11 protein-coding genes and 2 pseudogenes are annotated in these 15,336 nt (G+C 50.2%); all 13 read right to left on the bottom strand.

The genetic code is table 11. The features are described 5' to 3' along the window. Window positions 1–134: 134 nt before the first annotated feature. The 13 genes and pseudogenes from DW965_RS04150 to DW965_RS04225 all read right to left on the bottom strand — a co-directional run bounded on the left by DW965_RS04150 (window position 135) and on the right by DW965_RS04225 (window position 15,308). On the bottom strand, window positions 135–695 hold the full coding sequence (locus DW965_RS04150; protein WP_055219426.1) for a manganese efflux pump: 561 nt from the start codon (window positions 693–695) through the stop codon (window positions 135–137). Between the two features lie 80 nt (window positions 696–775). After that, on the bottom strand, window positions 776–1,447 hold the full coding sequence (locus DW965_RS04155) for a ribulose-phosphate 3-epimerase (RefSeq protein ID WP_022462993.1): 672 nt from the start codon (window positions 1,445–1,447) through the stop codon (window positions 776–778). Window positions 1,448–1,453: 6 nt separating this feature from the next. Continuing rightward, window positions 1,454–2,467 (bottom strand): galactitol-1-phosphate 5-dehydrogenase, encoded by a 1,014-nt coding sequence (locus DW965_RS04160; RefSeq protein WP_117760820.1) that lies wholly within the window; start codon window positions 2,465–2,467, stop codon window positions 1,454–1,456. Continuing rightward, a pseudogene (locus DW965_RS20485) lies at window positions 2,464–3,167 on the bottom strand (IspD/TarI family cytidylyltransferase). The gene DW965_RS04160 and the pseudogene DW965_RS20485 overlap by 4 nt, the downstream one beginning before the upstream one ends. Before the next feature lies 1 nt (window position 3,168). Further along, window positions 3,169–5,907, bottom strand: coding sequence for a translation factor GTPase family protein (locus DW965_RS04175; protein ID WP_118719127.1), 2,739 nt, complete (start codon window positions 5,905–5,907; stop codon window positions 3,169–3,171). Window positions 5,908–6,064: 157 nt separating this feature from the next. Further along, window positions 6,065–6,472, bottom strand: a complete 408-nt coding sequence (locus tag DW965_RS19655; protein ID WP_226906371.1) for a hypothetical protein — start codon at window positions 6,470–6,472, stop codon at window positions 6,065–6,067. 175 nt (window positions 6,473–6,647) lie between these two features. Beyond that, window positions 6,648–6,884: an FMN-binding protein gene (locus DW965_RS04190; protein ID WP_119221468.1), complete on the bottom strand. Its 237-nt coding sequence runs from the start codon at window positions 6,882–6,884 to the stop codon at window positions 6,648–6,650. Window positions 6,885–6,892: 8 nt separating this feature from the next. After that, window positions 6,893–8,326: an FMN-binding protein gene (locus DW965_RS04195; protein ID WP_119188815.1), complete on the bottom strand. Its 1,434-nt coding sequence runs from the start codon at window positions 8,324–8,326 to the stop codon at window positions 6,893–6,895. Window positions 8,327–8,580: 254 nt separating this feature from the next. After that, window positions 8,581–9,518 (bottom strand): annotated as a pseudogene (gene tsf, locus DW965_RS21980) (translation elongation factor Ts). A gap of 120 nt (window positions 9,519–9,638) precedes the next feature. Then, on the bottom strand, window positions 9,639–10,370 hold the full coding sequence (gene rpsB, locus DW965_RS04210; RefSeq protein ID WP_022461152.1) for a 30S ribosomal protein S2: 732 nt from the start codon (window positions 10,368–10,370) through the stop codon (window positions 9,639–9,641). A gap of 178 nt (window positions 10,371–10,548) precedes the next feature. Next, window positions 10,549–12,168 carry an HAD hydrolase-like protein gene (locus tag DW965_RS20790; protein ID WP_022461151.1) on the bottom strand — a complete coding sequence of 540 codons (1,620 nt, stop codon included), beginning with the start codon at window positions 12,166–12,168 and terminating at the stop codon, window positions 10,549–10,551. A gap of 90 nt (window positions 12,169–12,258) precedes the next feature. Further along, on the bottom strand, window positions 12,259–13,704 hold the full coding sequence (locus tag DW965_RS04220; protein ID WP_022461150.1) for a hypothetical protein: 1,446 nt from the start codon (window positions 13,702–13,704) through the stop codon (window positions 12,259–12,261). Next, window positions 13,701–15,308, bottom strand: a complete 1,608-nt coding sequence (locus DW965_RS04225; RefSeq protein ID WP_117509242.1) for a serine/threonine protein kinase — start codon at window positions 15,306–15,308, stop codon at window positions 13,701–13,703. The genes DW965_RS04220 and DW965_RS04225 overlap by 4 nt, the downstream gene beginning before the upstream one ends. Between the last annotated feature and the right edge of the window lie 28 nt (window positions 15,309–15,336).

Consider the following 15,336-nt stretch of genomic DNA (forward strand, 5'->3'; position numbering starts at 1 on the left):
TTCCTCTCTTACTTTGTCTGCTGCATCTGTTTTTTTAATTTTCCAGCAGCAAACCTCCTACTTTTATAGCATATCTGCACGGGCTTGTCAATTTTACGCCGGGATCTGCTGGTTTTTCTTTCTTACATGTAATTCTATGTGAGCTTTAAAAACGCCAGTAAATAGAACAGAATTCCTCCGAACAGTGCTCCGTTTCCGCCGTTTTTCTGCCCCGTCTTTTTTCCGATGGCAGTTCCGGCATACATCGCCGCCATTCCGACCGCGAAGGAGGCAAAAAAGATCTGTCCTCCTGTCACCGGAAGATCCGCGGCAAAGACGCCGGAGACAATTCCATCCACCGACATCGAAACCGCCAGCAGGCCAAATTCCAGTGGGTGGAGCTGTTTTTCCAGATGTTCCAGTCTTGCTTCTGGTTTTCCCTGCTTTTTTCTTCTGCGTTTTCTCAGTTCCTCAAAAATTTTCAGCGTTCCCATAAGAAAAAAGCAGCCCGCACCCACTCTGGTTCCCCATTCCGGTCCTGCGGACTGCAGAAATCTTTTTCCAAACTGCGCGGAAGCAACCAGGGCAGCACTGCAAAACAGATTCAGCAGCGCCGTCATGCCTGGTGAAATTCTCGTATTGCTGCTTCCATATCCGATGCTTACTGCAAAGTTATCGGCTGAGAGCGCCGCAGCAAGCAGAAGCAATTCTACCATATGACACGCTCCGTCATTTCTCACTTTACAGTATTCGTCTGTTTTTCAAACCGTGCATCCCGGGAAGGCAGTTCTTTTTCTTATTCCACTGCTTTCCGGAATTCCCGGATTTTTTCTCCGAAGTGCGATACATCGGTGCAGAAAATGCTCGAAGTTCCCGCCACAAAAATGCTGGCTCCACAGGAACGCAGCGTCGCGCCGTGCTCCTTCGTAATGTTTCCGTCCACTTCTAAAATGATGTCCTCCCGGTGCATCTCCTGCAGAAATTTCTGCAGCTTTTCCGCCTTGCGCAGCGTACTCGGCACAATTTTCTGCCCGGCAAAGCCCGGATTCACCATCAGAAGATTGACGCCGTCGATATAATCAAGCACTTCCTCGATCTGCCCGATCGGTGTCGCCGGGTTGATCGCGAGGAACCGCTTGCAGCCGTACGGCACGAGGTAATCGAGCGCGCGCTGCACCTGGAAAGTGCTCTCATAATGAATCGTCACGATGTCCTCTTTGTGAATGCCGATCCACGGCAGCTTGTACTCCGGGTCTTTAATCATCAGATGAAGATCAAGCGGAATACTCGTCAGTTCCCGCAGTCCGCGGATGTAGTCGACGCCAAGGCCGAAGTTCGGAACGAACTCGCCGTCCATCACATCGATATGGAGATATTCGACTTTTTCTTTTTCAAATACATCGATCGTCGCCTGCAGATCCACAAGGTTTGAGCACATCATGGATGCCGATATCTGACTTTTTCTCATATTTTTCTACTCCCATGAAACCATTACTTTGCAGTATGGCTCTTTATGATTTTTCATCAGTTCCAGTCCGTCCATCAGCTTTTCGGACGGGAAACAGTGCGTGATCAGCGCCTGTGCCGGGATTTTCTTCTTCGAAAGCGCATCGAGTACCTCCGTCCAGTCGCAGGCTTCATCTTTTTCATAAGAAGAATTCCACGTTCCCATCAGGTTCAGCTGTTTGCGCAGTATGCGCCAGTACACGTTCTTTTCCATCGCAAGATCGCCCGATGGATTTCCCATCAGCACGATGCTTCCGCCTGGTCTCGCAAGAAGAACTGCACTGGAAACGGCCTGCGGCGTTCCGACCGCTTCTACTACAACATCCGCCTGAATCGCTTTACTCTCCTCTTCCATCACATATGAGATGCCCGGGATCTGTTCTGCGATCGCACGTTTTGCTTCGCCCCGTCCAATCACAAAAACGGTTTCGGCGCCGAGCGCTTTCGCCCACGCTGCCGCTGCAAAACCGATCATGCCCGTTCCGATCACTGCTGCGGTATCGCCCGGCTTCACACCGCTTCGTTTCACCGCATGAAGCGCCACAGAGAGCGGCTCCAGCATTGCTGCCTCGCGGAAGCTGACGTTTTCCGGCAGCTCCATCAGGTTCCAGTCCGGCACGGCTACGTATTCCGCAAAGCCGCCGTCCCGGCGCGAGCCGAGGTAATCGTAGTGTTCGCACATCTCATATTTTTTCTGCCGGCACTGCGGGCAGGTGCGGCATGGGATCAGCGGGAAAATGCCGACCCGTTTTCCAACTCGCTCTTCCGGCACACCCTCGCCGTATGCGGCAACCACGCCTGAAAACTCGTGACCCGGAATCGTTGGAAAATGGTATGTTCCGTTTGTGAAAATCCGCGGAATATCGGAGCTGCAGATTCCTGATGCCTTTACCTGCACCAGAACCCAGCCGGATGGGATTTCCGGTTTTTCGATGTCTTCCCTTCTTAAATCATTGACTCCATGCAGCTCGTATGCTCTCATTTCGTTTCTCCTTCCACAATCGTACAGAAACGCTCCAGGTCGCTCCTTGTTGTAATCTTAAAGTTCCGCTCATCCCCTGGGATCATCGCCACATCCATTCCATGGCGGTAGGCAATTTCACTTGTTCCCCTTGTGAGGGACAGCTCCTCTTCCGATGCTTCCCGGTTGATCTTCGCGTACGGATGCAGCCGGAAAGCTTCCGGCGCCTGACCGGCAAACAGCGTGCTGCGCTCCAGCAGATGGTCAATTTTCGTTCCGTCGCTGCTCTGATAGATCGTGTCCTTCATCGGCAGCACCGGCATACAGCCTCATGATCGGCAAGCGCCGCAAGGCAGTCGCCAATCAGCTGTTCGCTCACCAGAGGCCGCACGCCGTCGTGGATGATCACACCGTCGTTCTCCGATACGGAATCCTCCATGCAGACGGTAAGGCCATTATGAATGGATTCCTGCCGCGTATCCCCGGCATCCGCAAAGGCGAGAAATTTCGTAATCCCGTCTTCTTCCATCCATCCGCGGATCTTCTCTCTCCAGGCATCTGCCGCCACGATGACGATTTTCTCAACGGCACTGCTTTTCTGAAACTGCTCCAGCGTATACAGCAGAATCGGTTTCTTTTCCACTTCCAGATACTGCTTCGGAAAATCCCCCATCTGCATTCTCGTTCCGATTCCCCCCGATAGTATGATTGCGTAATTCATCTTAAGCCTTTCCTTTGCTCTTTTTACTCTCTTTTTTTCGCTCTTCTTCCAGCTCTTTTAAAAAGTCTCCCAGTTCTCCGGAGGCGTTCTCCAGCAGGTACGACTTCGTTTTCTGTTCTTTCTCCAGATAGTTTTCCCGGATCTGGCCGTTTGTATGTTCAATCTCGGTGCGCAGATCCCGTGCGGAGAGACGATGCGCGCCCGCTCCCATAATGATGATCTGCTCGAGACCGTCCGAGGAAGCCACCGTTACGTTGCCGTTGTGGCCGATCCTGTGAACCGTTTTCTCGATGTACTGGTCAGCCGTCTCCGCCTCTTTCGTATAAACGACATGAATATTATGGTACATGCCGACCTCACCCTGGTTGCCTTTTACTTTGTAGGCATCAAAGACAAGAATCAGCGTCATTTTTTTATATCCCTGATAATTTGACAGGATGTCCATCAGTTTTCCTCTGGCGCTCTCAATATTATACTTCGCCAGCTCATTTAAATCATCCCATGCAAAAATAATGTTATAGCCGTCCACCAGCAGATATTCCTCCTGCGGCTCCTTCGGGCGGTTTGATTTTGCATATTTGGGATCCCCGATGCCGGATGACGAGGTGGCCGGACGTGTCCGCCGCTCGAAACCGGCGCGCTTCCGCTCCACTTTGCCGTATGTCCTCGTAAAGATTTCTTCCAGCTCCTTTGCCTCCTGCAGGGAAGCTGCCATCGGCACGCGGTCGGATGCTTTTTTTGCTTTCTGCACAGAGGATGCTCCGCCGATCCGGTCTGCCGCAGATTCGGCTGAATCGCTTTCTTCTTCCGGATTTTCCAGCGTGTATTCCAGATGCATATGGTCTTCCACTTCATTCCATGGAACGACAAAGCCTGCCCCGTGGGCACAGAACACAGAACCCGTCGGATTTTCCACATCCGCCTCGGAATCGTAACCGATGGAGGCAATCACTTCCTCCGCGTTGTGACATGGCTCATATCCTTTTAAGGTACAGAACACTCTTCCGCGTCCCCGGCTGTAAGCAGTCACTTCTTTCTGATAATCCTGCATCGTCACAACCGGTGCGGTTCCGGTGATCACTGTCATATCGCCTTCCATTTCCGGCGGTTCAAAGCTGCCGTACATCCGCTGGATATCGTTCAGCGCCCGTCCCGTCGATTCCGACGGAATTTCCAGACGGAACGCATAGACCGGCTCCAGCAGAACGGATTCTGCTTTTTTCAGCCCCTGCCGCACCGCACGATACGTCGCCTGGCGGAAGTCGCCGCCCTCGGTGTGCTTAATGTGCGCACGGCCCTTGACCAGCGTGATTTTCATATCGGTAATCTCCGACCCGGTCAGCACGCCGGGATGCTTCCGCTCCAGCAGATGTGTGAGGATCAGACGCTGCCAGTTGCGGTCCAGGGTGTCCTCGCTGCAGACGGTTCCAATCTGCAGTCCGCTGCCCGGTTCTGCCGGCTCCAGCAGCAAATGAACTTCCGCATAATGGCGCAGCGGCTCGAAATGGCCGACACCCTCCACGGTACTGCGGATCGTCTCTTTGTATACAATATTTCCGGCTCCGAATTCCACCCATTCGCCGAAACGCTCGTGGATCAGACTCTTTAAGATCTCGATCTGCACCTCACCCATGACCTGCGCATGGATTTCCGCGAGGCGCTCATTCCAGACAATGTGGAGCTCCGGGATTTCTTCTTCTAACTGGCGCAGTTTTCCAAGCATCTGATGGACATCGCAGTCCGGCGGAAGCTCGATGCGGTACGTCAGCACCGGCTCCAGCACCGGTTTTTCCGCCTCGGTTTCGTTGCCGATGCCCTGACCGGAGAAAGTGCTGTTCAGTCCCGTTACGGCACAGATCGTCCCCGCCGGTGCTTCCTGTACCATCGTATAGCCCGCACCGGAATAAATACGGATCTGGTCTGCCTTTTCTTCGCCGAGCATCTGCTTCACCTTCAGCACGCCGCCCGTGATTTTCAGATGCGTCAGACGGTTTCCTGCCGTGTCCCTTGAAATCTTAAAAACGCGCGCGCCAAAATCCCCGCCGTACTCCGGCGTTTTTGTAAACCGGTCCAGAATTTTCAGAAATTCCGTCACGCCCTCCATCTTGAGTGCAGAGCCAAAGCAGCACGGAAAAACCTTCCGCTCTGCGATCATCGTGCGGATCTGGTCTTCTTCCACGCTTCCCGTTTCCAGATACTGCTCCAGCACGTCCTCATCACACATGGCGAGTTCTTCCAGCAATTCTGCGTTCTGGAGATCCTGCGAGAAATTCAGGCAGTGCTCTGAGAGACGGCTCTGCAGTTCTTCCAGCAGTTTTTCCGCATCCGTGCCCGGCTGATCCATCTTGTTGATAAAGAGAAAGACCGGGATCTCATACCGCGCGAGCAGCCGCCACAGGGTTTCCACATGACCCTGCACGCCGTTCGCACCGCTGATCAGAAGAACCGCATAGTCCATGACCTGTAAAGTGCGCTCCATCTCCGCCGAGAAATCCACATGGCCCGGCGTGTCAAGGAGTGTGACCTCCGTCTCGTTCAGCTTCAGCACGGCCTGTTTGGAAAAGATCGTGATACCCCTTGCTTTTTCCAGTTCCTCCGTGTCCAGAAAGGCGTCCTTGTGATCCACTCTTCCGGCTTTCCGGATCTGGCCTGTTTTATATAAAATTCCCTCTGCCAGCGTCGTCTTTCCCGCATCGACATGCGCTAAAATGCCTACCGCCAGTTTTTTGGTTTTTTCCATTTTGTTTCATCCTGTCTGTATGATTCATATTTTTCAGGCCCCCTCATCCCCTGCGGCCCGACTCACTGCTTATTGTACCACAAAACCTCTCATTGCGGAACCCCGGAGTGAAACGCAAAAAATCTCAAAGCGGATTTCTCTCCTGCTTTGAGATTTTTTATGCTATGTTCTGTTTTATCTCTCCCCCGCCATCGGCTGCCGATCTGCAATTTTCAGGAAAACAAATCCCAGTGCAAATAAAATCGCCAGGCATGCAACCGCCACGTTGATCGTTCCGCCTGCCAGTTTTACAGCTGCAATAACTGCAGAACCGAGGAACGATGGTTACTCTGTCTTCCAACGTCATATCCGTTTCTTTTAAAAGTTCATTTGCAAGAAGTGTACCGTACTCTGCATGATGGGCAACCTGCATACAGTGTTTCTGCGAATGATCCGTATATCCCAGCTGTCCCAGGTTTTCGTTTCCTTTTTCAGATATGCGCTGCATCCATTCCAGACTCCAGCCTAACCGCTGTATTTTTACTGTTCCTGCCATTTCTTTCAGAATATTTTTTACTACAATCACGATCGTAGCACATTTGTATTTTAACTGCTATCCTGTTCCTATAAGGTCTATATCAAATGATTGTTAAATTTTTTATATTTTTGATGCAGTCGGGCGGGGTTCTGTTACAGCAGAAAAGCACTGCAAATACAGATGAATGTATTTACAGTGCTTATTTTGAGATTATTTTTGTTTTTTAATTCTGTGCGTCTTCGTATTCTTTTACTTTTTCTTCATACTGCTCCTGGCTCTCGATCGTATGTTTTACAATATGACCGTGCTCTTTCTGCTTATGTGCCAGATCCCGGCCAGGACGCGGTGCATATTCGTCTTCCGGGATTTCGAGTGCATTGGCGGTGGCGTGAATGATACCGTTGCTGCTGTAGGTGGCACCGCTCAAGGCGTCGATGTTAAGGCTCTGTTCTTCTTTCATCTGCCCTATCACGTAAGGCGCTGCACGGAAAAAGTATTCCTCGGTGTCGCAGTAGGAAGGATGGAGATGTCGGTCACTTTCTGGTTTTCTACCGTTACCTGCACTTCGACATCCCCGCGGAAGGCATCGGCGGTACCCGTGCAGATGCCGTCTTTCAGGTCGTGGAAACGGCCGGCGTCCAGGAATGCCTGTTTTTCTTCCGTTGTATCCGTCGATTCAGATGCTGTATTTTCCTGTACAGTATTCTCATCTCCGGCGGCTTCTTTTAACGCATTTTGAGTGGCCTCAATCAACCCTTTACTGCTGTAGGTGGCGCCGGAAACGGTATCTATCTCCTCGGCACTCTGTTTTTTCATGATTTCCGAAAAGATTCCTGACTTTGCTCTGTCCAGATATGTCTGATCATCCTCGGCGTTCTCTATCGTCAGTCCGGTTATCGTTCCCTGTTCCACTTTTACGGAAACGGTCACGGTTCCGCGGTAGCCTTCTCCACTTCCGGAATAAGTGCCGTCCTGGAATCTGCTGTCCAGATTCTGTTCTGCCGTATCAATGGCCGCATCACCTGCTGTCTTACCAACGGAACCGCTCTCGCTCCGGATCAGGAACTGTGACGCTGCAATCGTAAGGCAGGTCACCCCGACACCGATCCACACGCTGTATCGGTACTTCCAGTGTGCATTGTTCTTCAGACATCCGTTTATACATACCCCGCATCCAATACACTCGCCGCCTGCCGTCTGCTCTTTTTCTGTCAGATCAATTCCCATGGTACATTTTGCAGTACAGAGACGGCAGCTTCCGCATTTGCTCCGCGGTTTTACAATTTTTAACAGCGTACATCTGGAAATCAGGCTGTAGATGGCTCCCATGGGACAGAGATACCGGCAGAAAAAGCGCTGGATTAAGACGGATCCGACGAAAATCACCAGAATCAGCGCACCGCCAATCGAAAACATCGGCTTCACACCCGGCCAGTGTCCGATGGAACTGTACTGTCCAAACACCTGCCACGGCCCTGCGATGTTCCATTTTATCATACCGCTCCATACGAAGACTGCCCAGAACAGGAGCACACCATATTTGATCCAGCCTGTTGGAACATTTCTTCCACTCTTCTTTGAATTTGAATGCAGGTTTTTCGCACCTGCTTTTCGAAACCGCTTTTTCAGCTTATTTCCTGCAAACCACAGAAAATCCTGCACAGCCCCGAAGCTGCAGAAATATCCGCAGAAAAACCGTCCCACAATAATCACCGCCGGAACCGTCGCCAGCACCATCCATACCGAATACCTGATCCGTTCCCACGAAACCGTCCCCTGATAAACTGCGGAAATAATCGTCCCAACCGCAGAAAACTGCGCCTCAAACAAGCCCGGGATCAGCAGGAAAGAAAGGATCTGAATCACTGCTTTCGGCCAGTTTCTTTTGTCTTGTTTTTTCAAATTTGTTCCTCTTTTCTTATGTTTAACGTTTCATCTCCATTACCGGACCATTCGATTTATGTTCCTGGATTAATTCACAAATCTCCGAAAGATTCATTGCCGAGAAATCTCCGGGGACGGTATCCTTCAGGGCACTTACTGCATTTCCGATGGATACTGCCTGTGACAGTAAAAAACCCTCATAAATCGTGTATTTTCTGCACATTTATGAGGGTTTTATATTTTTGCGTTATTTTTACAAATTCACAGTTGAATTATGCGTTCATCTGTTTAGCAACTTCCTCAGCAAAGTTCTCTTCTTTCTTCTCGATTCCTTCACCGGTCTCGAAACGAACGAAGCCTTTTACTGCTACGGTTGCGTTGTTTGCTTTTGCAACCTGTGCTACATACTGAGCTACGGACTGTTTTCCGTCTTCTGCTTTTACGTATACCTGATCAAGCAGGCAGATCTCTTTGAGCTCTTTGTTGATACGGCCCTGGATCATTCCCTGGATAACTTTTTCCGGTTTCTGGGACTCTTTCGGGTCGTTCTGAATCTGAGCCATGAGGATTTCTTTCTCATGTGCGATGTAATCAGCGCTTACTTCGTCGCGGTTTGTGTACTGCGGACGAAGAGCTGCAATCTGCATTGCAACGTTTTTAGCCATCTCTTTGAGGTCATCGTTTACAACATCTGTCTCAACGTCAACCAGAACACCGATTTTACCGCCCATATGAGTATAAGAAGCAACGAAACCGTTCTCCTCTTTTACCTGCTGGAAACGACGGATGTTCATGTTCTCGCCGATGGTAGCGATCTGATGAGCCAGCTCTTCGCCAACGGTCTCGTTGGTATCGAATTTCCAAGCTCTGCCAGGAATCCTTCTACGTCTGCTGCAGTTGTATCCATAGCCTGCTCTGCAACCTGTGCTACATAGCCACGGAATTTCTCGTTCTTTGCAACGAAGTCTGTCTCAGCGTTTACTTCTACAGCGACAGCTTTCTTTCCATCCTCGGATACGTTCAGCATAACGATACCCTCAGCTGCGATTCTGCCAGCTTTTTTCTGAGCAGTAGCAAGTCCTTTTTCTCTCAGGAACTCCATTGCTTTGTCCATATCACCTTCGGTAGCTGTAAGAGCTTTCTTGCAGTCCATCATACCAGCACCGCTTACTTCTCTTAACTCTTTTACCATTGCTGCTGTAATAGCCATTGTTTTATTCCTCCGTATACGTGATTCAGCAGACTGCATCTTCATGCCGGTCTGCTATTGTGAGATTCGCCGAAGGGAACCTGAATTTCAAGTTCCCCCCAGTTCATTACTTCGCGTAAATTATTCAGCGTCTGTCTCTGCTGCTTCTTCGTATGCAGCTTCCTCAGCCTCGCCCTGTTTTGCCTCGATAACTGCGTCTGCCATTTTGGAAACGATCAGTTTTACGGCACGGATAGCGTCGTCATTACCCGGAATTACATAGTCAAGCTCTTCCGGATCGCAGTTGGTATCGCAGATACCGATCAGCGGAATTCCCAGTGTATGAGCTTCCTGTACGCAGATTCTCTCTTTTTTCGGATCTACTACGAAGATAGCGTCCGGCAGTCTCTTCATTTCTTTGATACCGCCAAGGTTTTTCTGCAGTTTTGCAAGCTCTTTCTTTAACTCAATGACTTCTTTTTTCGGAAGAACTTCGAAGGTGCCATCCTGCTCCATGGTCTCGATTGCTTTCAGTCTTGCAATACGGCTCTGGATGGTTTTGAAGTTGGTCAGCATACCGCCGAGCCATCTCTCGTTTACATAGTACATTCCGCAGCGCTCTGCCTCAACAGCGATAGCGTCCTGAGCCTGTTTTTTGGTTCCTACGAAAAGGATTGTGCCGCCGTCTGCTGCGATGTCTGCAACAGCTTTGTATGCGTCATCTACCATTCCTACAGATTTCTGCAGGTCGATGATGTAGATACCATTACGCTCTGTGTAGATGTACGGAGCCATTTTAGGATTCCATCTTCTTGTCTGATGTCCGAAATGAACACCGGCTTCCAGTAACTGTTTCATTGAAATTACGCTCATTGTTTTATCTCCTTATGGTTTTATTCTTCCCCATGTTTTTTCACCTTGGAACCTGTTTTTCAAAAAACAGGCACCATCCTTGGTACCGCATGGGTGCTTATTGTGCAACAGTAAGATTGTATCACAGAGTTTTTTTCATGACAAGCATTTTTTTCGCGGATTCTGCGGTTTTTTTCTGTTATTTTTGTGTTTTTCCCTGTTTATCCTTTAAAAACAGATACCAGAATGTTCCGGCGCAGATTACCGCTTCCAAAAAGATGAACATCCATGCACCTGCCGGTGCTTTTTGGGTCATCCAGGATACGAACTGGCTCCGGTAAAGTCCCCAGATATTTTCTGCCATGTGCGCAAGAACCGGGGCAAGGAGTGTTCCGCACCGCTCATAAATAAGGATCAGAAGCACACTTACCACGGCTGCATAGACAAACTGCGTCACATTGCCGTGATATGCACCGAACAGCAGACATGATGCTGCGATGCCCCAGCCGGTTCCCCAGAAATCTTTTGCCCTGCGGTAAATCATGCCGCGGAAAACAATTTCCTCTGCGGCCGCGCTCAGCACACCGACGGACAGGATCAGAAGCAGCGGGTTCTGTCCTTCATAAATCTTTGATGCCATGTCCTGATAGCCGGAAAAGATTCTGGTAAAGCCGGTCACGTTCATTACAGTATTCAGGAGATGGCCGAAGGTCATAACCAGCAGAATACAGGCGGCTGCCTCTGCCGCACTCCACCGTTTTTCCGGTTTCGGGAACATGCCTTCATCTTTTTTGTACTGTTTCCAGAGAACCGGGATCGCCGCCAGACTGCCGATTGCTGATGCAAGAACGGATGTCGCGTGCATACGCTCTTCCAGATAACCGCCGGTCGTAAACGTCATCAGGATCAGCGCCAGAAGTACGGTTGCTCCGATCAGAAACAGTTCGTACGTCAGAAGCGGTTTTAAAAGACGCCATAGCTTCCGCTGGATAGGAATTACGATTTCCTCCGTTTTTGGCTCTGTTTTCGCTGTCCTTTTTTCTTTTATATTCTCTGCTTTTTTCTCTTTCTGCGCAAAGATTCCTGTTCCACTTTCTCCTCTTGTCAGCCACGGGATACGCTCCGGCTTCATTTTTTTGATGCGGTCGCGTCTTTTCTTCTCTTCTTTCGGATCCTCCGCCAGCAGTTTCAGTTCTTCCGGTGTATCACATACCTTTGCGGCACCTGCTGCCTCGAGTTCTTCTCTTCCGCCGTACCCATACGATACGCCGACACAGAGCAGTCCGTTTTCTCTTGCCCCGATTACGTCATAGCTTCTGTCACCAACCATCACCACGTCGGAACGGCTGTCTTCTGCTCCGAGTCGGCGCAGCGTCTCTGCGATGACTTCTCCTTTGTCGGTTCTGGTTTCGTTCATTTCTGAACCGGTTACTACGGTAAAATACTTTCTGATTTCGAAATGCTCCAGGATCTGCTCCACGTATTTTTCCGGTTTGGACGATGCTACCGCCAGAATTTTTCCCTTCTCTTTCAGATACGCCAGAACCTCCGGGATTCCCTCGTATACTTCATTTTCAAAAATGCCCTCTGCCTCGTACCGCTCCCGGTATTTTGTGATGGCCTGCTGTGCTTCTTCGCAGCCAAGGCCTGCAAAATTCATGAAAGATTCCAGAAGCGGCGGTCCCACGTAACAGTTCAGTTTTTCCAGATCCGGCTCTTCGATGCCAAAGGATGCCAGCGCATACTGTACGCATCTTGTAATTCCAGGACCGGAATCGGTCAGGGTTCCGTCCAGATCAAATAATATCATATCTGACATACTCTTATTTCCTCTTTTACTTTTTTATCGTATGACATGTCTTTTATTCTAGCATATCGAAATTAGAAATACAAACAAAACCGGATCAGGCTATTTTCTGCAGAGTGCACGCAGATAGCGGGTGGTCTGATTCTGAATTTCGGCAATGGCACGAATCAGGTTCCAGAGGCGCCTTAAGGACTGCAAGAGGCGGGTTCCTTTTGGTTTCTGGCTGGTTCTTTGGCTGACAAGTGTGGAAGTTTTTGGTTTCACGTTGACTTCCCACGGTTTCATGGTTCGTACAATGCCGTCTGCGCCACGCACTTTTACAGTGATGCGGTTGTAGCCTTCGGAAAGGCTCTCGGCTTTCAGACAGATTTTGTTTTCTTTCCATTCATATTCGGCTTCGGAGCCATTTACCATGCAGGAAAGAATTTCAGCCGTGTCGGCGGCTCCCTCGAGCAGAATTTCCGGGGTATAACCGGGATCTATTTCGACGCTGGTGTCGGCCGGGCGGATAATCAGGGGGTTCGGCGCTTCGAAATCTTCGTCTGCTATCTGTGATAATACGAAATCGGCGATGATCTGCGGCCGTATTTGAGATGGCTCCTCCCCGGCACTCTTAGATGGAGTTTCGGCAGGCGGAGGACTGCTTTCTTCTGTTTGTAGCGGAATATCATCTGGATCTTGGGTCACCTCCTCGGGCGTGGCTGCAGCAACGGGCAGCTGTTCGTCTGTTTTGAGTTCTTCTTTCTCCGGAGACGATTGCCCGGGCCCCGTTTGTTCCTGCTTTTCTGTGTTTGACTTTCCGGCATCTGGCATTACGGTAGGCTCCTCTTTTTCTGGTGCTTTTGTTTCCGAGGTTTGATTTTCTGACTCTTTTTCGGTTGACGGAGATTCCTGCTTCGTTTCTTCCATATCAGGCTTTTCCGGTTCCGGATCTTCTGGCATCAAATTTTCCGTTCCGGATTTTTCTGAACCTGTATCTTCATAATCTGGTTTTTCTGTGTCCATTTCTCCAAAATCCGTTCTCTCCGAATCTGACTCTTCTGTCTCTGATTCTTTTGTATCTGTTTCTTCACATCCTTCCTCTGATTCCGATTCCCCGGAACCCATATCTCCTGCCTCCGGCAATTCTCCTGGCTTCCCCGATTCTGAATCTTCCGAAATTTCTTTCTCCTCTTCTTCCCACCTTTCCGCTGGTTCTTTCTCCGGATCCGGAATTACCGTCGGGGGAAGCATTTTTTCTTCTCCTTCTTTCTCTTTCTTTCCGGTCTCTGCCGGATCTGTTTTCTCTTCCGGCGGCTCTGGTTCCTGCTCTGGTTTCTCTTCTATAGGCGGTTCTTCTTCTGACTTTTCGTCCGGCAGCAGTTCCTCCGGTCCGGCTTTCCCGTCTGCATCTGTCACATCACTGTTCTCGATGATTTCAGCTTCTAATTCCACGCTTTCCACCGCACTTGCGGCCTCGCCTGTCGTCTGCTGTGTCTCCGCGTGGACTTCGATTCCCTGGACTGCCAGGAATCCTGTCATCATTGCGCATATGGTCTTTTTTCTCATCCTGCTTCCTCCCATCTTTTTCTGATCTGCTGATAAAAAATATCCTCCTCCATTCCCGGAATTTCTGCGGCCTCGTTGAGGTACTGTTCTGCTTTTTCCTGCATGTCGAACTGAAGTGCCAGCTCTGCGGCCCTGAGCAGATTTTTCCGCCGGTTTCCATCCTGTCTGCTGCACAGAAGCCGTTCGTAATAGAGAAAACTCTCCTGGCACCAGTCCTGTTCTCTTTCCCCATCCCCGGATTTTCCGCCAAGATAGCACGCATCCGCCAGTCTCTGCCAGATAACCGCCTCCCACTGCCCCTCCATATTCTCGCCTGCGGCCTTTTCCAGCACTTCGATTCCTTTCCGCATGGCGTCTGTGTCATTTTCACGCGCCAGTTCTTCGGAAAAACTGAAATACATTCCTGCAACAGCAAGATATCTGCGGCAGCGTTTTTCCTTTTCCGGCTCCTGCTGCGTGTCATCATAAAATTCAGCCAGCAATGGCTCCATCTGCATTTTTTCCCTTGCCGCATCATCCGCCAGACAGTATTCCACAAGTTCCTGCTCCACACGCCCCGCCTGACTGAGATGGTCTGCCTTTAAGAACGCTTCCCGCGCTTTCTGGTAGTTCGGCAGACTGCCTTCTTCCACCGGATTTCCGCAGAACCAGAGATCTCCCTGCTCCTCCCATTCGTCTGCCGCCGGAAACTGCCCCCATGGCATCCTGCTGGCAACCGCAGCCGCTCCTCCTGTCAGAAAAGCAAAAACTGCAAAGATCCGCAGAGTCTTCCTGCCTTTTTGCTTTCTTTCCAGCCGCCGCAGTGCCTTTTTGACTTCTCCGGCAGACGCATACCGCTCCTCCGGCTTTTTCTGCATACACTTTTCCATCACCCGCCAGAGTCCTCTTTTCTGCCGCTTTTTCGCATGCTTCGCCATTGCCGCAAGCAGTGCGCCGAGTGCATAAAGATCGGAACGGGCGTCACACTTCCCGTCATACTGCTCCGGCGCTGCATAACCGCGGGTTCCATAACGGACTTCCACACCCGTTTCTTCTGTTCCGGCTGCACCGAAATCCACAAGGTATATTTCACCACGCTCTGTTATCATCACGTTGTCCGGCTTCAGATCCCGGTAGAAAACCGGCGGGTTCTGTGCATGGAGATAACAGAGAATCCCGCTCAGGGCAATTCCCGTTTTCAGAATTTCCCGGCTGGAAAACCGTTCTCCCTTACGCATACGCTGTCCGATAGATTTTCCGTTTACAGCTTCCATCACCAGAAAGCTTTTTGTCCCACTTTCCAGAAGTTCCACCGCACAGGGAATCCCGGGATATGAAAACTTCTGTAAAAGAAACGCTTCCCGGCGCAGTTTTTCCCTGTCACATATACTTACCTTGACTGCATACCGCTTTCCGGATCCAGTTTTCTCTGCAAGATAAACGACAGACGTTGCCCCTCTTCCGAGCACTGACAGCAGGCGATACTTCCCTCCCGGAAGTTCTACTTTTCCAATGATCCCGCCTCCTCTTTTTACGTCAAAGTGTTTGTCAGTCCGATATTCTGTTTTTGTACATGGATATAAATTGAGCCGAATGGCTCTTCGATAGAGTAATATAGAATCGATTTTTCAGGACGAATGTCCAAGCGGATGA

Source organism: Blautia sp. AM47-4 (assembly GCF_003479865.1).
GTDB classification, from domain to species: Bacteria; Bacillota; Clostridia; order Lachnospirales; family Lachnospiraceae; genus Fusicatenibacter; species Fusicatenibacter saccharivorans.